Source organism: Bradyrhizobium iriomotense (assembly GCF_018130765.1).
In the GTDB taxonomy this organism is placed as follows: Bacteria; Pseudomonadota; Alphaproteobacteria; order Rhizobiales; family Xanthobacteraceae; genus Bradyrhizobium; species Bradyrhizobium iriomotense_A.
This window is the reverse complement of record NZ_JAFCJZ010000001.1, coordinates 719,628-737,276: the sequence shown is the minus strand read 5'-3', so window position 1 is coordinate 737,276 and position 17,649 is coordinate 719,628. Positions and strand designations below refer to the sequence as shown.

Sequence of the window (17,649 nt, the reverse complement as noted above, 5' to 3'; positions counted from 1 at the left end):
TCTGCTACAACTTTACCCGTGCGCTCAACATCCTTGGATTCGACGGGTTTCTGGCCGCGCTCGCAAAGACGCTTGCTGTTTGCCGACCTATCCTCACAGCCCTCCTGCAGCGCATCCAGGCCGCTCCAGACGCACTCTGGACAAATATCCGGCCGCGCCTCGCAATCGGCCGGTTCGTTCCAGCCTGAGCAACCAAACCACCAATTCTTGCCCAGCCTCGACGGAGCAACCGTTTCCCGCCAACGCAAGTCGCAGGCCTCATAAGTCATTGATCCCACAGCGGCCGGCTACTGTGCATGGGGTTGTTTTCGCACTTTTTGCTGGCGGGTCACAATTGCGTGCGGCAAAAAGTGAGACGCCGATGTCGGCGCGCGTGGTTCCCATTCGTCTTCCACCCAGACAGACCTGACGGGAGACCAAAAGATGCTTCGTTCCCACTATCGCTGGGTGATCGTCGCCGCCGGTGGCCTGCTCGGCTGCGTCGCAATCGGCGGCATGTTTTCGTTGCCGGTGTTCCTGCAGCCGATCGCGAAGGACACCGGCTGGTCGGTGACCGGCATCTCCAGCGCGATGACGATCGGCTTCCTGGCGATGGCCTTCACCAGCATGGCCTGGGGCACGGCGACGGACAGGTTCGGGCCGCTGCCGGTGGTGCTGACCGGATCGACCGTGCTGGCGCTGAGCCTGTTCGCCGCGAGCCATGCGACCTCGCTGATCGTGTTCCAGTTCGTGTTCGGCCTTCTGGTCGGTGCGTCCTGCGCGGCGATCTTCGCGCCGATGATGGCGACCGTCACCGGCTGGTTCGACACCAATCGCAGCCTCGCGGTGTCGCTGGTCTCGGCCGGCATGGGCATGGCGCCGATGACGATGTCGCCGCTGGCGGCCTGGCTCGTCTCCGGCCACGACTGGCGGACCTCGATGCAGATCATCGCGCTGGTGGTTGCCGCCATCATGATCCCGGTCTCCTTGCTGGTGCGCCGTCCGCCGGCGCTGGCACAGACCGCGGCCGCACCTGCGGACCAGGGAACTGCGCAGAGCGAGATGTCGATGGGCGAAGCGCTGCGCTCGCCGCAATTCTTCATTCTGCTTGCCACCAACTTCTTCTGCTGCGCCACCCATTCCGGCCCGATCATCCACACCGTCAGCTATGCCGTGAGCTGTGGCATCCCGCTGGTCGCGGCGGTGACAATCTATAGCATCGAGGGGTTTGCCGGCCTCGGCGGACGCATCGCCTTCGGCCTGATGGGCGACCGCTTCGGTGCCAAGCGCGTGCTGGTCTCGGGCCTTCTGTTGCAGGCGTTCGGCGCGCTGGCCTACGTCTTCGCCCATCAGCTCGCGACCTTCTACGCGGTCGGCGCCATCTTCGGCTTCATCTATGCCGGCACCATGCCGCTTTATGCCGTGCTGATCCGCGAGAACTTTCCGCTGCGGATGATGGGCACGGTGATCGGCGGCACCGCGATGGCCGGCAGCCTCGGCATGGCGACGGGCCCGCTCGCCGGCGGCCTGATCTATGACGCGTTCTCCAGCTACGCCTGGCTCTACATCGCCTCCTGGGCGATGGGCCTGGGTGCCTTCCTGATGGCGATGACGTTCCGTCCCTTCGCCAAGCCGCAAGGGGAGGTGGCGCCCGCGGCGGCGTAGCGCCTAGCCGCGTCGCCGCACGTGGTCGATCAGCGCGCGCAGTTTTGGCGCGACGTTGCGGCGGCTCGGATAGTAGAGATAGAAGCCGGAGAAGGAGGGGCAATAGTCCTCCAGGATCGGCACCAGCTCGCCGCGCGCGATCGCAGGCCGGAAGCTCGCCTCCATGCCGAAGGTGATGCCGGCGCCGGCAACCGCAAGCTTGATCATCAGCGCCATGTCGTTGGTCGTGATCTCGGGCGCCACCGCGACGCTGAAATCCTTGCCGCCTTCGGCAAACTCCCAGCGGTAGGGCGTGACGTTCGGCGCCGGACGCCAGCCGATGCAGCGAAACGATGCGAGCTCTGACGGGTGCGAGGGCACGCCGAACCGATGGCGAAACGACGGCGCGCAGACCGCGAGCTGGCGTTCGTCGCCGGCGATCGGCAGTGCGATCATGTCCTGCTCGATGACCTCGCCGAGCCGGACGCCGGCATCGTAGCCGGCCGCGACGATGTCGAACTCCGCGTCGGTCACGGTGATGTCGAGCTGCACTTCCGGATTGGCGTCGGCAAAGGCGGCAAGAAACGGACCGGACAGGAAATGCTCGGCGATCGAGGACACCGCGAGCCGCAACACGCCGCGCGGCCGTCCGCGCAATGCCTCGGTGTTGCCGAGCGCGGCGCGCATGTCCGCGATGGCAGGGGCGATCTCCGCATGCAGCCGCTCGCCGGCCTCGGTCAGGCTGACGCTGCGCGTCGTGCGCTGGATCAGTGCGATGCCGAGCGTTTCCTCCAGTCGCCGGATGGTCTGGCTCACGGCCGAGCGGGTCACGCCGAGACGGTCCGCGGCGGCACGAAAATTCCGCTCTTCGGCGACCAGTGCAAAGACGGCGAGGGCGTTGAGGTCGGCTTCCATCGGTTAGCGCAGCTTGCCAGCGTGGTTAGATATGATCGTCTTATCACAGCGAAGGCGCCGGTCCATCTTCCCGCAATCACTCCGAAAGAACGGGAAGTCTCATGGCAATCGATAAAGTCATTCTCATCACCGGCGCCTCCAGCGGCATCGGTGCTAGTCTCGCGCGCGAGCTGGCCGCGGCCGGCGCCAAGGTCTTGTTAGGCGCGCGGCGCGCCGATCGTCTGAAGGAGCTCGCAGCCGAGCTGAACGGGCGAGGTGGAACCGCGCTCGCCCATCCGCTCGACGTCACCGACCGCGCCAGCGTTGCGGCCTTTGCGGATGCTGCGCGCGGCGTCTGGGGCCGGGTCGACGTCATCGTCAACAATGCCGGCGTGATGCCGCTGTCGCTCATGGCCTCGCTCAAGGTCGAGGAGTGGGACCGGATGGTCGACGTCAACATCAAGGGCGTGCTCTACGGCATCGCAGCGGTGCTGTCGGAAATGGTGGCGCGCGGATCGGGTCACATCATCAACATCGCCTCGATCGGCGCCCTGAGCGTGTCGCCGACAGCGGCGGTCTACTGCGCGACGAAATATGCGGTGCGGGCGATCTCCGACGGCCTGCGCCAGGAGCACGACAACATCCGTGTCACCTGCATCCATCCCGGCGTGGTCGAAAGCGAGCTCGCCGATACCATCACCGACCCCGTGGCCGCAACGGCGATGAAGACCTATCGCGCCATCGCGCTTCAGCCCGACGCGATCGCGCGGGCCGTGCGCTTCGCCATCGCGCAGCCCGATGATGTCGACGTCAACGAGATCGTCGTACGTCCGACGCGGACGACCTAGAGCCGCTTCTCGAAGAACAGGTCCGGATAGGGATCGTCGTTGAAGCGTGGAATCTCGCTCCAGCCCGTGTTGCGGTAGAGCCGGGCGGCCTCGGGCAGCGCGCTGTTGGTGTCGAGCCGCAGCAGCGTGATGCCGAGCCCGCGCGCTGCGGCCTCAGCCGCGTCCATCAGGCGTCGGCCGAGCCGCAGCCCGCGCGCGGCGGGGGCGACCCAGAGCCGCTTGATCTCGGCGTAGCCGTGATCGGTTCCCTTCAAGCCCACGCAGCCGATCGGCAGCGTGTCCGACATCGCGACAATGAACGTGCCGCGTGGGCGGCGCATGTCCTTGGCGTCAGGATCGCGCGACAGCGAGACGTCAAAGCCCTGCTTGAAGCGGCGGCCGAGCTCGGCATAGTACTCGCCGAGACAGTAGCGTGCCTGTTCGCTGCGCGGATCCATCTCGTCCAGCGTGACGCGTTCGCGCGTCAGCGCGGAGGCGATCAGGTCCATCGCCGCCAGCAGCGCCTCGGCTTGCGAATGCTGCGCAAGGAAGCCCTCGGCCTGCGCGTTCGACAGCGCCTCATAGGCTGCGAACTCGCGCCGGCCCGCACGCGTCAACGTCGCGACACGCCGGCGGGCATCGTCCTCGTGCGCGGCGGTCTCGATCAGGCCGTCGTCTTCCAGGCTGCGCAGCAGCCGGCTCATCAGCCCGGAATCGAGCCCGAGATAGTCGCGGATCTCGGCGACGTCCGAACGCCCGTGCCCGATCGCGTTGAGCACCCGCGCCGCGCCGAGCGGCCGCCCGCGCCCGAGGAACGAGGTGTCGAGTGCTCCGACGGCGGAGGTGACGGCGCGGTTGAAGCGGCGGACGCGGGAGACGGGATCGAGCATTATCTGACTTTAGTCAGATATCGTTTTCCAGTCAATTGGAGCGGCCGCCTCGCTTGGCCGCCGTCAGCAGCGGCTTGCTCGGCCGGAAGGGGCCAATGTCGTCGCGCTGGCATTGCGCCCGGAATTCGAGCAAAACCTTCACCGTGAATCGCCCGCCGCCGAGGCCGGGCCCCATGACGGGAGAACATCGTGAGCAGTGCGAGTGAAGCGGCGGACCGGTTGGTAGCAGCAAGAGGCAGCGGGCGGGCGGTCGACTGGCGCGACATTCTCCCGTCGGATCGTGCCGGCGCCTATGCGATCCAGGATGCCACGCTGGCCCGGCTCGGCCCGATCGGTGGCTGGAAGGTCGGCGCGTCGAACCCGGACGCCGAGCCCGTCTGTGCGCCGCTGCCGGCGTCCGGCCTGCTTGCCTCCGGCGCGCGGCTCGGTCCGGAATTCCGCCTGCGCGGTGTCGAAGTGGAAGTCGCGCTCCGGGTCGGGCGAGTGCTTACGGCCGACGACGCCGCATTGCCCGATCGCGAACTGGCACGTGCCTTTGACGCCGTCTATCCCGTGATCGAAGTGGTCGAGACGCGCCTTGAGGATTGGACGAACAGCGTTGCCCTGGCCCAGCTTGCGGATTTGCAGAGCCACGGTGCGCTGCTGATCGGAGCAGCCGCGACAGTCAACCCGGCTTCCATCGATCTCAGCAGCGTCGAGGCGGATCTCTCCATCGGCAAAGACATCAGCCGTCAAACCGTTGGAGGCAATCCCGCAGGCGACATCTGGCGTCTGCTGCGCTGGCTCGTTCGCCATTGTGCGGATCGCGGTGTGCCTCTCTCGCCGGGCCAGATCGTCACGACTGGTTCGTGCACCGGCATGGTTTTCACGGAAGCGGGGACCAGCGCCCGTGCGCGCCTTGCGGGTTTCGGCGAGGTTGCCGTCGACTTCTGAGGTCGCCGATCTCTAGCTCTCGGGCCGGATCAGCTTGATGTCCTGATCGGCAGCCCAGGCGGCGACGTCCTCGCGCTTCAGCGCCGTCGCCATCAGATCCGGAAATTGGTCCGGTGTGCAGGCGAAGACGGGAATGCCGAGGTTTGCGACCTTTGCCGAGAGCACCGGGTCGTACGACGGATGGCCGGTGTCGGTCAGCGCCAGCAGCACGATCACGTTGATGCCGCGTGTTGCGAGCCGGGCCAGCCGATCGACCAGCGCATTCGCGTCGCCGCCCTCGTAGAGATCAGTGATCAGGATCAGATGCGCTTTCGCCGGCCGCTCGATGCGCTCCTCGCAATAGGCGACGGCGCGGTTGATGTCGGTGCCGCCGCCGAGCTGGACGCCGAACAGCACCTCGACGGGGTCGGCGAGCTCCTCGGTCAGGTCGACGATCGCAGTGTCGAAGCAGACGAGCTTGGTCGCGACCACCGGCAGCGAAGCCATCACCGCCGCGAAGATGGAGGCATAGACGACCGAGGTTGCCATCGATCCCGACTGGTCGACGCACAGGATGACTTCTTCGAGATCGACGATGCGGCGCTGCTGGCGCAGGAAGCCGATCAGCCGTTCGGGCACGACCGTGCGATGCTCCGCCTGATAATGGCGCAGGTTGGCCTTGATGGTGCGCGGCCAGTCGATGTCGGCAAAGCGCGGGCGATTGGTGCGCAGCGACCGGTTCAAGGCGCCGCGGACCGCATCCGCCGTGCGCCGCTCGAGCCGCTGCATCAACTCGGCCACCACCTTGGCGATCACGGTGCGGGCGGTGTCCTTGGTCTTCTCCGGCATCACGCCGCGCAGCGCGACCAGATCGGCGATCAGGCTGACATCGGCCTCGACGGTCGCGAGGAATTCGGGCTCGAGAAGCATCTGGCGCAGGCCCTTGCGCTCGAAGGCATCCTTCTGGATCACCTGGACCACCGGCGCGGGGAAGAACTCCCTGATATCCCCGAGCCATTTTGCGACGCGCGGTGCCGAGCCGCCGAGCCCGCCACGGCCTTTCTTCGGGGCCTCGTCGCCGTCGCCGTAGAGCGCTGTCAGCGCCTCGGACATGCGGCGATCGCTGGCGGACAAAGCAGGGCCGTTCTCGGCGCCTTCGGCGTCGACGCCGAGGGCGAGCGTCCAACGGCGGCTGCGTTCATCGGCCTCGCTCATCGTGCAGCTCCCGCTGTGAGGAGTTCGAGCACGCGGGCCTGGTGCGCGGGCCAGAGATCGCTTGCGCCGGCGATCAGCCGATATCCCTTGGCGGCATCGGTGCTCCGCGCGAACAGCGCGTCCATCAATCGTCTGCGCTCGGTCCGGTCCAGCGCCGAGAAGACGCGGCGGAACAGCGGCAGGCTGGCGGTGAAGGATTCCTCGTCCAGCGTCATCAGCCAGGCGTCGACGGCACCGCGGAGCGTTGCATCATGGATCAGCCGCTGGCCGGCACCCTCGAAGAAGCCTTCGAAGAAGCCGGCCGCTTCGGCAACGGGCGTGCCGGGCGAGAGCATTCGCGTCAGCAGGTCCGCCGCATGATCGGCGCTCAGCAACTCGGCCTCGTAGAGCAGCCGCGCGGCCGTGCCGGCGATCAGGCGGGTCGCCTGATCGTCGTTCATCAGCGCCCGCAGCGCATCGCGCCAACCGGCGACGACGTCAGTCTCGATCTGGGCGAGCTGGATCGCGGCGTCGGCCGCGAGGAGCGCACCGCGCAGCTTGGCCGCCGCCGGCGCATCGAGATTGCGCGCGGCATAGGGCAGGGCCAGTGCGGCCTGCACCACAATGCGCGGCATCAAGGCCGCCAGATGCTCGACCGTGCCGGCGCGCGCCTCGCCATAGCGCAGGATGTCGGCCATCGGCGGCAACGCTGCGAGGAGCGATTGGCCGTCGCTCGTCAGCGCCGCCTTGGTCTCCAGCGCTGCGATGCCGTATTCGGTGGCGCGGGACAGGTCGGCGATCATGGCGTTGCGCACCAGCGTCGCCAACGGGCCGAGCTCGGCTTCCTTGCCCATCGCCTCGATCAGGCGGCCGCCTGCGGCTTCCGCGATGGTCGAACCGTAGAGCAGGTTTTCCACCAGCCTGACCGCGAATTCCGGCTCCCAGCGCAACTGCCAGTTCTCGCGAAACGTCCCGCGGCTGCGACCCGCATCCATCAGACGCCCCCAGGGCACGTCGAGCGCATTGAGCCGGTGCAACAGCGTCGAGCGCATCAGCCCGCTGTCGCTGCGCAGATCGAGCGTGAGCGGCCGCTCCAGCGCCTCCGGCTTCAGCCGCGTCACCTTCTGCTGCCGCTGGAGATCTTCGAGTAGCGGCGCGAGCGGGGTCGCTGCCGGGATCGCGCCGACACCTGCGCCGATCAGGAGCTCGGCCGAGATATCGTCCCACATGGCGCGCTCGCCATTGCAGAGGCAGGCGATTGCGGCTTCGCGGAGCTCTGCGAAGCCCGGCGCGGGGCGGCCGCGCAGCGCTGCGAGTGCCGTGCCGAGGCGCTGTGCCTCGATCACCGAGGCGGTCGATACGAAGTGGCCGCGATCGCGCAGCACGCGCGTCACCTTGGTGAGCCACTCGGCTGCGCGATCGCGCTCGCGCATGTCCCAGACATGTGCGCACCATCCCGGCGCCACCACGCCCGCACCATAGCCGCTCGCGCGCGCCAGGCGCGGCGCAGTCCACGGCGCCCATGTCGCCTTGATCTTCGTCTTGGGCCGGCCTTTCAGCAATTCGCGATCGGCGGCCAGGCTGCGGCGCTCGGCGAGCGCCGGCACGTGCCAGGCGCCGCACACGACCGCGACGGCGCCGTCGCATTCCTTCGCCGCCTTCGCGATCTCGATCCGCATATGCGCTTCGCGCGCGGCCTCGCGCGCCGACAGCGATTTTTCGTCCGCGCGCAACGCCGTCATCGCATCGGCGACGGCTGCGAAGATCGGACCCGTCGCAGGGTTCTCCTCGATGACGTCAGACCACCAGGACTCGCCGTCGTCATAGCCTGCGGCGGTTGCGAGCGCGCCGATCGGATCGTGACTGACCGGATCGGCCTCAGCCCTTGCCGCAATTTCCTCCGCGATGTCGCCATCGCTGGCTCCCAGCCGGTCCGATGCCGGCAGGTCGATGAACCGCAAGGCCGCGCCGTGACGCACCGCCCAGCGTGCGGCCTGATATTCCGGCGAGTAGTCGGCAAAGGGAAAGAAGCTGGCGTTCGCCGGGTTGTCCTCGGCATAGGTGAGCAGGGCCACTGGCGTCACCATGTCAGGATCGGCGAGCATCGGCAGCAGGTCCGAGGCATCCGCCGGGCCCTCGATCAGCACCGCGACCGGTTTCAGCGCGTCGAGCGCTTCCACCAGCCGCCGCGCGGAGCCGGGGCCGTGGTGCCGGATGCCGAAGAGAAAGACCTCGCCTGCCATCGCCGTGCTGTCAGATCAGATCGGTCAGCGAGGCATAATAGCCTTCGAAGCCGCGCCGCTTCTTCAGCACGGTCTCCAGATACTCGCCGAGCACGGCCGTATCCTGCACCGGATCCTTCACCACGGCGCCGATCATGTTGCTGGCGAGCGTTTCCGGCGTCAGCTTGCCGTCGTTGAAGAAGGTTGCCTGGCTGATGCCGCCGATCATCACCGCGATCGCTTCGGCCGTCGACAGCCCGCCCGAGGGCGACTTCAGCGCGACCTTGCCGTCCTCGGTCGAGCCCGAGCGCAGCTCGCGGAAGATCGCGACCACACGCGCGACCTCGTCGGCGACGTTCTTCGGTGCGGGCAGGTCGAGATTCTCGGCCATCTCGCCGACGCGCTTGACGATGATCGCCACTTCCTCTTCGGCGCTGTCGGGCAGCGGCAGCACGACGACGTTGAAACGGCGCTTGAGGGCGGAGGACAATTCGTTGACGCCCTTGTCGCGGTTGTTGGCGGTCGCGATGATGTTGAAGCCGCGCTGGGCGTAGACGGCGGTGTTGAGCTCAGGGATCGGCATCATCTTTTCGGACAGCACGGTGATCAGCGTGTCCTGCACGTCGCTGCCCATGCGCGTCAGCTCCTCGAAACGGCAGAGCTTGCCGCTCTCCATCGCGCGCATCAGCGGTGTGGGGACCAGCGCGTCGCGGCTCGGTCCGTGTGCGAGCAATTGGGCATAGTTCCAGCCGTAGCGGATCTGGTTCTCGTCGGTCCCTGCCGTGCACTGGATCACGAGGGTCGAATTACCCGTGATGCCCGCGGCAAGATGTTCGGAGACCCAGGACTTGGCCGTGCCGGGCACGCCCAGCAGCAACAAGGCGCGATCGGTCGCGAGGGTCGCAACCGCGGTCTCGATCAGCCGCTTGTCGCCGACATATTTCGGCGTGATCACGGTCCCGTCGGCCGCCTTGCCACCCATGAGATAGGTCACCACCTGCCGCGGCGAGAGCGCCCAGCCCGGTGGCCGATGCCCGTCGCCCGCTGCCAGCGCCTTCAGCTCCGCGGCATAGCTTTCCTCGGCGGGCAAGCGCAGTTTCTCGTTCATGGCTTCGCTCCCTTGTCGTCCAACGCGGCGTTGAGCCGCAGCATGTCGAGGCGCGGGTCGCCTTGCAGCAGACCCGCAGCCGTCAGTCGTTGCAATGATTGTCGTGCTCCCTCGCGCGAGGCGAGGAGGCCCAGCGCGTGGAGTTCGGCAACCTGGTCGGAAGGCTTTGCATCCTCGCGCTGGAGCGCGGCGAGCAGCGTCTTGCCGGCAGGCGTGGACAGCGGATTGTCCAACTGCGCCGCTGGTCCCGCGATCAATTGCGCCTGCTCGAACCGAATATTGTGCGCATTCATGGCCGCTTCGGCATGTCTTGCGCGGTCGGCGGAGGTCAGCCGCGGAGCCAGCGTCACGACGAGACCGGTCGCATCGTGCTCGTTGATCGCGTCGGCCGCTTGCGCGACGTGCGCATCGGTCCCGGTCGCCACGATCAGGTTGATCAGCGCCATATCGGCGGCGTGATCCAGATTCCACTCCCAGGCGGCGATCAGCTCCTGCGGCGCAAGTCCGAGCGTGCCGCAGAGCGAGGCGAGGTCGGCGCCATCGAACAGCGCCTTGCGACGTTGCACCTGTGCCGGCGTCTTGAGCGGTTCAGCCTGGACCACGCGCGAGCGGCGCAATAGCCCCTTGGTCTTGACCGAGAAGAACCCGGCGAGCTCGGCAGTGTCCTCGCCGGCCGCAGGGCCACGGCCGAGGCGCGCGAGCAGCGAGGCAGCAAGCGCCTTGACCTTGGGTGCACGATCGTCTGTCGCGATGCCTTCGAGGAAGGTGATGTCGTCGTCGGACAGGCGTTCCGACAACAGCGAGAGCAGGCGCAAACGCGTGTCGGCGTTTTCGCTACCGAGCCTGGACTCGAGCACTTTGCGCGCTTCGGAAGGATCGCGGCGCCTCAGTTCGGCGAGTGCAGCCTTGCGTGCGGCCGGCCAGAAATCCTCCCAATTGTCGGCGGTGAGGTGATCGTTCGCCTGCTGCCGCGTCGCGCTCTCGGAGCCTGCAATCGCCGCCCAGTCGCGCCATGGCGCGTAGATGTCGGGCGCATCGTCATCATCGGCTGCCGGCATCCAGTCGGCCGGATGCGTGGTGCAGCCGCGTTCGGCGAGGAAATGAACGAGCTCGGTCCCGACTTGCGCCTGCTTCTTTGCCGCGAGAATGCGGCGCACCAGCGGACGCAGGGCCTCCTGTACCGTCGGCAGTGCAAGCGCTGGAATACCCGGCAGGACCCGAAGCGCCGCGGCCGGCTCCATCACCACGGCGGCACCGAGGAACTGGCCCGAGAGGGCAAGCAGCCGCAGCTCGGCCTCGGCCGGATCGTCGCCGAGCTCGGCGCGCCAGAGGGAGGCTGCGGGCGCAGCCGCCGATCCCATGGTCCAGCGCGTCAACACCGCGCCCATGGCGTCAAAGATCGCCTCGGCCTTGATCGCGTCAGTCATGACCGCCGATCCGTCCCCAAGGGGTTTGCGCGGCGAGGATCGCGAGCCGGTTGCCCGACCAGATCGCCGCGGTGCGCGTCAGATCGGTGCCGCACAGGATGCCGCTGATGTCGGCGGCGACCGGCAACGTCGTGATGCCATCGGCTGATCGCCACCATGTGTGTCCAGCAGCGTCGCGCGCGATGCGCCCCTGCGGCAGCAGCAGCGGAACGTCGATCGCCCATGGCTCGGCGAGCAGCGGCCGCGTCAACGCGTCGGAGAGTGTTTCGTCCGGCGCGGGCCATTCCAGGGGCGGCCTGTCCTGCGCAGCGTCGCGCCGGACGAGCATGGCGCGGAGCGGCTGCGTCGATGGATAGAAGACGAGCTCGCCGTGGAAGCTCTCGCCAGGCGTGAACACCGATCCACGCCGTCCGGCGCTTGCCGGGAAGAAATCGAGCAGCATCGCGAAGCGCGGACCGGTCGCGGCAAGATTGAGCAGCCATGTCGTCTGCGACACGAGACCGTCGCGACGCGTCTGCACCTGCTCGGCGAGGACCTCCCAATCTGCATCGACCCGCAGCGCGGCCGGGTCGGCCAGCACCGCCTCGCGCGTCTCCGATGCCGCGACGGCGCGGCGGATCTCGGTATTGCGCGGTGTTGCGCGGAAGGCGCGTGCGAGCAGAACCAGCTTGCCGAGCTCGACCACGGCGCCGCGCGGCCGGTCGCCTGCGGGAAGCGCGAGGAGGCGGGATGGCAGCTCGTCGATCCGGCCGGCGAGCACCGCGGCCTTGCCGTCGACCAGCCGCGCTGCGATCCGACGGCATCGCGCGGTGGCATCGTCGATGAAGCCGGACAATCCCATGCGAAGCTGGTCGCCGATCCATTGCTCGAGTGCATCCAGCGCATCGAGGATGGCGCGCTCAGTTTCCTCGTTTCGCCGGGCCGCCTGCGCCTCGCGCCGTGCGACATCCTTCGGGTCTTCGACGACATCGGGTTCGACGGCGCGCGCGGCACGCAAATCCTTCTCGCCGTCGGGCGGCGCATTGATTGCAGGCTTTGCCGCTGACGTGCCGCGCCGTCGGCCGAGCCAGTCGCTGACCCAGGCCGGCGTGTCCGCGGGGGTGAACGGCACGATCGCCTCTGCGTTCAACCACAACAGGCCGAGCACGTGCTTGCAGGGGAATTTGCGCGAGGGGCAGGTGCACTTGTTGCCGAGGTCGCGGAGATCGGCCATCACCCGGTACGGATTGGCGCCGGAACCCGCGCATTCGCCCCAGATCAGCGCGCCGTCGCGGCTTCCGCCGACACCGGACCATTTGGCGGGCTTGGCAAGGCCGGCGGCGGCCTTGAGCGAGGATTGATCGGTTGCGAGTTGCTCGACCGCTTTCAGATCAATCGCCACGCCGATGCCCTAAATCGAATCGAGGGCCGCCAGTATATCGGGGAGGCATGAAAGCTCAATGTCGCCGCGAGCACACCTTGTGCTGCACGCGGGGATGGTCATGCCGGCGGGGCGAGCCCCAGCGCCTTGCGGGCCTTGCACGTCAGCTTGGCCACGATCATCGCATGGGCCTGCACCAGATAGGCCGTGAGCTCGGCGTCCGACAGCGCGTTGTTGCTGACGAGCTGCACCCATTTGGCGCGGGCGAGATACGGCGCCGGCCGCGCCAGGCCATGCTCGATCAGCATCCCATAGGCCATGTCCGAGACCTTGAACATGTAGCCGCCGGTGCCGGCGGCAAAGCCGCCGCCGAGCGCGAACATCTTGCCGCCGACCTTGAACACGGACGTGCCCTCCCACTGCACCACCTTGGTGGCGGCGGGCAGGCGCAGGCAGCGCGCTTCAAAGGTTTTCGGAGTCATGGCGCGAGCGATAGCACGCCAAACGCGGCTTGCAAGGTCGCCAGCTAGCGGGCGACCGCTGCGAAGGCTGCAATTGTGCGATCAACCGCCGCCGCATCGATGTGACGATGGGTGACGAGCCGGAGCTGCGCGGGGCCGCTTGCCTGCACCAGGATGCCGTGCCGTTTCACGCTCTCGGCCCATGCGGCCGCGTCGCGCGCGCTTGCGGAGACATCGATGCGCAGGATGTTGGTCTGCACGTGGTCGGGATCGGCGAGGGTCGGGTCGAGCCAGCTCAAGGCCGCAGCGAGCCGCTTTGCGGCCGCATGATCCTCGGAGAGACGCGCGAGCATCGTCTCCAGCGCCACGAGACCCGCGGCAGCAACGACGCCGGACTGGCGCATGGTGCCGCCGACGAGTTTTCGCAAGGCTCTTGCTCTTGTGATGAAATCGCTGGAGCCGCACAGCAGGCTGCCGACCGGCGCGCTCAGTCCTTTGGACAGGCAGACCATCACGCTGTCGGCGTGCACGGCAATCGCTGCCGCGGGTACGCCGAGCGCGACCGCGGCATTGAACAGGCGCGCGCCGTCCAGATGCACGGGAATTCCGTGGCTTTGTCCGAGCGCATGAATTCGCATCATGTGCGCCAGGGGCAGCACGGCGCCGCCGGCGCCGTTATGCGTCGTCTCCATCGCGATCAGCCCAGGGCGCTCCGACGAGCGGATCGTGTCCGCGAGCGCCATCTCGTCCATTGCGCCGCGGCGGCCCGGCATCGGTTTGGGCAGGAGTCCTGCGATCGTCACCACGCTGCCGAGCTCGGAGTTGAGGAGATGGGCGCCGCTATCGGCAAAGACGTCCGCGCCGCGCTCGGCGTGGGCGAGCATCGCCAGCAGATTGCCCATCGTGCCGCTCGGCACGAACAGCGCGGCCTCTTTGCCGATCAAGGCGGCGCCGTGCGCTTCGAGCGCGCGGACGGTCGGATCGCCCTCGCGGCCGTCGTCGCCGAGTGGGGCGCGTTGCACGCGTGCCAGCATCGCCTCGGTCGGCAGCGTAACGGTGTCGCTGCGCAGATCGACGATGCCGTCGCTGCTGCTCTCTTGCGTCGCCATCAGGCGTCCTGCACCTGCAGGCCGGCTGGCGCCGGCTGCGTCTCATCGGCGGCCACGTCGCCGGCAAACTTTTCGACCAGCTTCACCGCAACCGTGTTGCCAAACACGTTGATCGCGGTGCGGCCCATGTCGAGGAAGGCGTCGACGCCGGCGATGATCGCCAGCGCCTCGATCGGCAGCCCGATCGCCGACAGCACCATCGCAATCGCGACCAGCCCGCCGGAAGGAACGTTGGCGCTGCCCTTGCTCGCGATGGTCGTGACCATGACGATGGTGAACAGCGTCGACCAGGTCAGCGTCACGCCATAGGCCTCCGCGAGGAAAGTGACGGCGAGCGCGAAATACATGATGGCGCCGTCGCGGTTGAAGGCGTAGCCGAGCGGCAGCACCACCGAGACGATGCGCTCGGACGCGCCCATCGCCCGCAGCTTCTCCATGTGCAGCGGCAGGGTCACTTCCGAGGAGCGGGTGGAGAAGGCGAGGATCATCGGCTCCATCACCGCTTTGGTGACGGCAATCGGCTTCTCGCCGATCGCGAGCAGCATCAGCCAGAAGATCGCGACCATGATGGCGAGGCCGAGATACATGACGCCGACGAGCTTTGCGAGCGCGACCACGGTGGCGAGCCCTTGCGTCGCGAACAGCCACGCCATCACCGCGAAGATGGCGATCGGGGCGAGCGAGGTGATCCATTTGGTGATCTTGAACATCGCCGCCATCACCGCTTCGAGCACGGCGACCATGGGCTCGCCGACCTTGCCGACGGAGGCCAGCGCGAGGCCGAACAGGATGGCGAAGACCAGCGTCGGCAGGATCTTCTGCTCGGCCATCGCCGCGACGATGTTGGAGGGGATCATGTCCATGAAGAACTTGATCCAGTCGACCGACACGGCAAGGTTTTGCGGCACCTTGCCGGTTGCGGCCAGCGGAGCGCCGGCGCCGGGATGGAACGCGGCGTTGAGGAGGAGCCCGATCAGGATCGAGATCACAGTGGCGAGATAGAAATAGCCGAGGCTGATTGCGGCGACGCGGCCCAGGACCTTCAGCTCGCTGCCCATGCGGTAGAGCCCGAGCGTCACCGCCGCGAACACCACGGGAATGACGATCATCTTCACCGCCTCGACGAAGGCGGTGCCGACCGGCCGCAGGCTCGCGCCGACATCCGGCCAGAGCAGGCCGACGCAAAGACCCAGCACCAGGCCGAGCAGCATCTGAACCACAAGCGGCAATCTGAGCAGCGGCCGGATCATGCGTGATGGTCTCCTTGTCCTGGATATTGCGTGCGGATGGCGCCGAGCGCGGTGAGACGCGCCTCGAAGGCGGATGAGAGATGCCGCCACATGCGTTGCTGCGCGGCGTCGGGGTCGTGCGCTTCGATGGCCGCGTAGATATCGAGGTGCTCGCTGACGGCCTGGCGCGAGCGCTCAGTGCTGTATTGCCGCATCTTCTGGAGGGCGAGGCCGCTCTGCGCGCGCAGATTGTCGTAGGACTGCGCCAGCCGGCCGTTGCCGGTGGCGCGAAACAGTTCATCGTGGAATGCCCAGCCGACCTGCTGCGCTTCCTCCACATCGAGGTTCTCGCGCGACTGAAGGCTGCGCAGCTCCTCGGCGCATTGGCGCAGCGGCTCCGTCGGCCCGCGCGTCGCGGCCAAATAGGCGGCCATGCCTTCGAGCGCGAGCCGCAATTCGTGGATCTCGCGGAGATCGTCGAACGACATCTGGCGCACGAAGGTGCCGCGCATTGGATGGATGGTGAGAAGACCGTCTTTGGCGAGCGCCTTCAGAGCCTCGCGGATCGGTGTGCGGCCGAGCGCCAGCCGGCTCGACAGGCTGCGTTCGGACAGTGGCTCGTCGGGGGCGAACTCGCCTGAGGTGACGAGGTCGCGGAGCAGCGAATAGGCGCGGTCGCGGTCGAGGGAGGTCGCGGGCATAACTGACATACCAGCGGTATGTCAGATGGATGTCAAGACCACCTGTTGATTTTGCTGGTGAAACGGATCTCGGGACAAATTCACGGACTTGCGCCTTGCGCCCAGCATCTCAAAACATATCTTACGATATATCTAACAATGGAGATGCAAGATATGTTTCGAGACAAATATCACGGCCGGCACGACCGGGAGGAGCAGGCGTTCCGCTTCGCCTTCGCCATGGGCCGGCACGGCGGCGGGCGTCATCGCTTCGGCCGCGGCGGTCATGGCTTTTTCGGCCGCGGCGGCGATGACTTTCCGGGCGCGCGGCGACTGTCGTCGCAGGACCTCCAACTGGTGATCCTGGCGTTACTCGCCGAAAACCCGGCGCATGGCTACGAGCTGATCAAGATCATCGAGGAGCGTTCCGACGGCTTCTACACGCCGAGCCCCGGCGTGATCTATCCGGCACTGACCTATCTCGAAGAGGTCGGCCACAGCAGCGTCCAGCAGGACGGCGGGCGCAAGCTCTACAGCATCACGCCGCAGGGCGAGGCGCATCTTGCCGAGAACCGTTCGACTGCGGATGCGATCCTGCAAGCGTTGTCGCGGATCGGACGCCGCATGGACGAGGTGCGCGAGGCCTTTGCCGGCGTCAGCGATCTCGACGGTGGCGCCTCGGACGAGCTGCATCGCGCACGCCACAACCTCAAGCGCGCGCTGCGCTCCAAGCACGGCAGCGATTCCGCCGAGGCACGCCGTATCGCCGCGATCCTGGATCGCGCCGCAGCGGAAATCCTCGGCAAGTAATGGGTTGCAAGGGAGGCAACATATGAATGTTCGGCCCCACAGTCCGATTGCCGATCCCCGCGTCAACGCCGTGATCGCGCGCCTGCAAGGCGCGCGGCAGCGGCCGGCCGGCGGCGGGCCGCGCGGCTCCTCTGGCAGCCGCGATCCCCACGCCTACGCCGAGCAGGGATTTTCGATCCATCCCGAGCAGGGCGAGTTGATCTATCTGCTCTGCCGCGGCCTGCGCGCCACGCGTGTCGCCGAGTTCGCGACCTCGGTCGGCATGTCCACGCTCTATTTCGCGGCGGCGCTGCGCGACAATGGCGGCGGCACCGTGATCGGCTCGGAGATCGTGCCGGCCAAGGTCGAGGCCGCCCGGCGCAATCTCGCGGAGGCGGGTCTTGCCGCCTATGCCGAGATCCGCGAGGGCGATGCGCGAAAAACGCTGCGCGATCTCGGCGGCCCCGTCGATTTCGTGCTGATCGACGGCTGGCCGGGCGAGAGTGGACCTTCGCTGGCGCGTGAGGTGATCGAGATCGTCGCGCCGCAGCTGTTGGTCGGCGGCTACGTCATGAACGACAATGCCGAACCCGACTATCTCGACTTCATCCGCGATCCCCAAAACGGCTTCGTCTCGATGACGCTGCCGCTCAAGGGCGGCACCGAGCTCAGCCTGAAGCTGGCGTGACGGAATCGCTGGCGCGATAAGCGTCGGGAACGATGAACACCTCGTCGGCGCGGCCATAGCCGCCGTCGCCGACTTCCTCGATCAGCACCATCGTGTGCAGCCGCGCTGCTTCGCCAAAATAGTGGACGAACAGCGCGGTGAGGTTATGCACGATCTCCGCCTTCTGCGCCCGCGACAGCGCGGCTTGCGGGATCTTGATATTGGCGAACGGCATGATGAATCTCTCCTTGTAAAAC

18 protein-coding genes are annotated in these 17,649 nt (G+C 67.3%); 6 read left to right on the top strand and 12 right to left on the bottom strand.

The window, feature by feature from the left end:
* Both JQ635_RS03525 and JQ635_RS03520 read left to right on the top strand, forming a co-directional pair.
* Window positions 1-188 (top strand): hypothetical protein (locus tag JQ635_RS03525; protein ID WP_211408453.1); only part of this gene is annotated, 188 nt, incomplete at its 5' end.
* Between the two features lie 235 nt (window positions 189-423).
* Window positions 424-1,644: an MFS transporter gene (locus tag JQ635_RS03520; RefSeq protein WP_211408452.1), complete on the top strand. Its 1,221-nt coding sequence runs from the start codon at window positions 424-426 to the stop codon at window positions 1,642-1,644.
* A gap of 3 nt (window positions 1,645-1,647) precedes the next feature.
* Here JQ635_RS03520 and JQ635_RS03515 read toward each other — a convergent pair whose 3' ends face one another.
* Window positions 1,648-2,538 (bottom strand): LysR family transcriptional regulator, encoded by an 891-nt coding sequence (locus JQ635_RS03515; protein WP_211408451.1) that lies wholly within the window; start codon window positions 2,536-2,538, stop codon window positions 1,648-1,650.
* A 101-nt stretch (window positions 2,539-2,639) separates the two neighbouring features.
* On the opposite strand from JQ635_RS03515, the gene JQ635_RS03510 reads away from it, so the two are divergent.
* Window positions 2,640-3,365, top strand: coding sequence for an SDR family oxidoreductase (locus JQ635_RS03510; protein ID WP_211408450.1), 726 nt, complete (start codon window positions 2,640-2,642; stop codon window positions 3,363-3,365).
* On the opposite strand, the gene JQ635_RS03505 is transcribed toward JQ635_RS03510, so the two are convergent.
* Window positions 3,362-4,234: a bifunctional helix-turn-helix transcriptional regulator/GNAT family N-acetyltransferase gene (locus tag JQ635_RS03505; protein WP_211408449.1), complete on the bottom strand. Its 873-nt coding sequence runs from the start codon at window positions 4,232-4,234 to the stop codon at window positions 3,362-3,364. The two genes, JQ635_RS03510 and JQ635_RS03505, sit on opposite strands and share 4 nt — an antisense overlap.
* Window positions 4,235-4,423: 189 nt before the next feature.
* Here JQ635_RS03505 and JQ635_RS03500 point away from each other — a divergent pair, with 189 nt between their 5' ends.
* A complete protein-coding gene (locus tag JQ635_RS03500; protein WP_349631834.1) occupies window positions 4,424-5,167 on the top strand; it encodes a 2-keto-4-pentenoate hydratase in 744 nt (247 codons plus the stop codon).
* 12 nt (window positions 5,168-5,179) lie between these two features.
* Here the strand turns inward: JQ635_RS03500 and JQ635_RS03495 are convergent, their stop codons facing one another.
* The 9 genes from JQ635_RS03495 to JQ635_RS03455 all read right to left on the bottom strand — a co-directional run bounded on the left by JQ635_RS03495 (window position 5,180) and on the right by JQ635_RS03455 (window position 15,957).
* The gene (locus JQ635_RS03495; RefSeq protein ID WP_211408448.1) at window positions 5,180-6,361 is read right to left on the bottom strand and encodes a VWA domain-containing protein; all 1,182 of its coding nucleotides are present in this window, start codon (window positions 6,359-6,361) and stop codon (window positions 5,180-5,182) included.
* On the bottom strand, window positions 6,358-8,583 hold the full coding sequence (locus JQ635_RS03490) for a DUF5682 family protein (protein ID WP_211408447.1): 2,226 nt from the start codon (window positions 8,581-8,583) through the stop codon (window positions 6,358-6,360). Before JQ635_RS03490 ends, JQ635_RS03495 begins: the two co-directional genes overlap by 4 nt.
* Window positions 8,584-8,593: 10 nt before the next feature.
* Window positions 8,594-9,670: an ATP-binding protein gene (locus JQ635_RS03485; RefSeq protein WP_211408446.1), complete on the bottom strand. Its 1,077-nt coding sequence runs from the start codon at window positions 9,668-9,670 to the stop codon at window positions 8,594-8,596.
* Window positions 9,667-11,097, bottom strand: coding sequence for a DUF5691 domain-containing protein (locus JQ635_RS03480; RefSeq protein ID WP_211408445.1), 1,431 nt, complete (start codon window positions 11,095-11,097; stop codon window positions 9,667-9,669). Before JQ635_RS03480 ends, JQ635_RS03485 begins: the two co-directional genes overlap by 4 nt.
* Entirely contained in the window at window positions 11,090-12,478 is a 1,389-nt protein-coding gene (locus JQ635_RS03475) for an SWIM zinc finger family protein (RefSeq protein ID WP_211408444.1), read from the bottom strand. Before JQ635_RS03475 ends, JQ635_RS03480 begins: the two co-directional genes overlap by 8 nt.
* Before the next feature lie 98 nt (window positions 12,479-12,576).
* Entirely contained in the window at window positions 12,577-12,939 is a 363-nt protein-coding gene (locus JQ635_RS03470; protein ID WP_211408443.1) for an MmcQ/YjbR family DNA-binding protein, read from the bottom strand.
* A gap of 44 nt (window positions 12,940-12,983) precedes the next feature.
* On the bottom strand, window positions 12,984-14,027 hold the full coding sequence (locus tag JQ635_RS03465) for a low specificity L-threonine aldolase (RefSeq protein ID WP_211408442.1): 1,044 nt from the start codon (window positions 14,025-14,027) through the stop codon (window positions 12,984-12,986).
* Window positions 14,027-15,277: a dicarboxylate/amino acid:cation symporter gene (locus JQ635_RS03460; protein WP_211408441.1), complete on the bottom strand. Its 1,251-nt coding sequence runs from the start codon at window positions 15,275-15,277 to the stop codon at window positions 14,027-14,029. Before JQ635_RS03460 ends, JQ635_RS03465 begins: the two co-directional genes overlap by 1 nt.
* Window positions 15,274-15,957: a GntR family transcriptional regulator gene (locus tag JQ635_RS03455; RefSeq protein ID WP_246583249.1), complete on the bottom strand. Its 684-nt coding sequence runs from the start codon at window positions 15,955-15,957 to the stop codon at window positions 15,274-15,276. Before JQ635_RS03455 ends, JQ635_RS03460 begins: the two co-directional genes overlap by 4 nt.
* A 153-nt stretch (window positions 15,958-16,110) precedes the next feature.
* On the opposite strand from JQ635_RS03455, the gene JQ635_RS03450 reads away from it, so the two are divergent.
* A complete protein-coding gene (locus JQ635_RS03450; protein WP_211408439.1) occupies window positions 16,111-16,746 on the top strand; it encodes a PadR family transcriptional regulator in 636 nt (211 codons plus the stop codon).
* A 22-nt stretch (window positions 16,747-16,768) separates the two neighbouring features.
* A complete protein-coding gene (locus JQ635_RS03445; protein WP_211408438.1) occupies window positions 16,769-17,413 on the top strand; it encodes an O-methyltransferase in 645 nt (214 codons plus the stop codon).
* On the opposite strand, the gene JQ635_RS03440 is transcribed toward JQ635_RS03445, so the two are convergent.
* Complete coding sequence (locus JQ635_RS03440; RefSeq protein ID WP_211408437.1) at window positions 17,394-17,627, bottom strand: tautomerase family protein; 234 nt, start codon at window positions 17,625-17,627, stop codon at window positions 17,394-17,396. The two genes, JQ635_RS03445 and JQ635_RS03440, sit on opposite strands and share 20 nt — an antisense overlap.
* Window positions 17,628-17,649: the final 22 nt, after the last annotated feature.

Bases quoted from the DNA above. Each gene is read 5' to 3' on its own strand.
- JQ635_RS03520 (WP_211408452.1), top strand. From the start codon at position 424: ATGCTTCGTTCCCACTATCGCTGGGTGATCGTCGCCGCCGGTGGCCTG.
- JQ635_RS03515 (WP_211408451.1), bottom strand. From the start codon at position 2,538: ATGGAAGCCGACCTCAACGCCCTCGCCGTCTTTGCACTGGTCGCCGAA.
- JQ635_RS03510 (WP_211408450.1), top strand. From the start codon at position 2,640: ATGGCAATCGATAAAGTCATTCTCATCACCGGCGCCTCCAGCGGCATC.
- JQ635_RS03505 (WP_211408449.1), bottom strand. From the start codon at position 4,234: ATGCTCGATCCCGTCTCCCGCGTCCGCCGCTTCAACCGCGCCGTCACC.
- JQ635_RS03495 (WP_211408448.1), bottom strand. From the start codon at position 6,361: ATGAGCGAGGCCGATGAACGCAGCCGCCGTTGGACGCTCGCCCTCGGC.
- JQ635_RS03490 (WP_211408447.1), bottom strand. From the start codon at position 8,583: ATGGCAGGCGAGGTCTTTCTCTTCGGCATCCGGCACCACGGCCCCGGC.
- JQ635_RS03485 (WP_211408446.1), bottom strand. From the start codon at position 9,670: ATGAACGAGAAACTGCGCTTGCCCGCCGAGGAAAGCTATGCCGCGGAG.
- JQ635_RS03480 (WP_211408445.1), bottom strand. From the start codon at position 11,097: ATGACTGACGCGATCAAGGCCGAGGCGATCTTTGACGCCATGGGCGCG.
- JQ635_RS03470 (WP_211408443.1), bottom strand. From the start codon at position 12,939: ATGACTCCGAAAACCTTTGAAGCGCGCTGCCTGCGCCTGCCCGCCGCC.
- JQ635_RS03465 (WP_211408442.1), bottom strand. From the start codon at position 14,027: ATGGCGACGCAAGAGAGCAGCAGCGACGGCATCGTCGATCTGCGCAGC.
- JQ635_RS03460 (WP_211408441.1), bottom strand. From the start codon at position 15,277: ATGATCCGGCCGCTGCTCAGATTGCCGCTTGTGGTTCAGATGCTGCTC.
- JQ635_RS03455 (WP_246583249.1), bottom strand. From the start codon at position 15,957: ATGCCCGCGACCTCCCTCGACCGCGACCGCGCCTATTCGCTGCTCCGC.
- JQ635_RS03450 (WP_211408439.1), top strand. From the start codon at position 16,111: ATGTTTCGAGACAAATATCACGGCCGGCACGACCGGGAGGAGCAGGCG.
- JQ635_RS03445 (WP_211408438.1), top strand. From the start codon at position 16,769: ATGAATGTTCGGCCCCACAGTCCGATTGCCGATCCCCGCGTCAACGCC.
- JQ635_RS03440 (WP_211408437.1), bottom strand. From the start codon at position 17,627: ATGCCGTTCGCCAATATCAAGATCCCGCAAGCCGCGCTGTCGCGGGCG.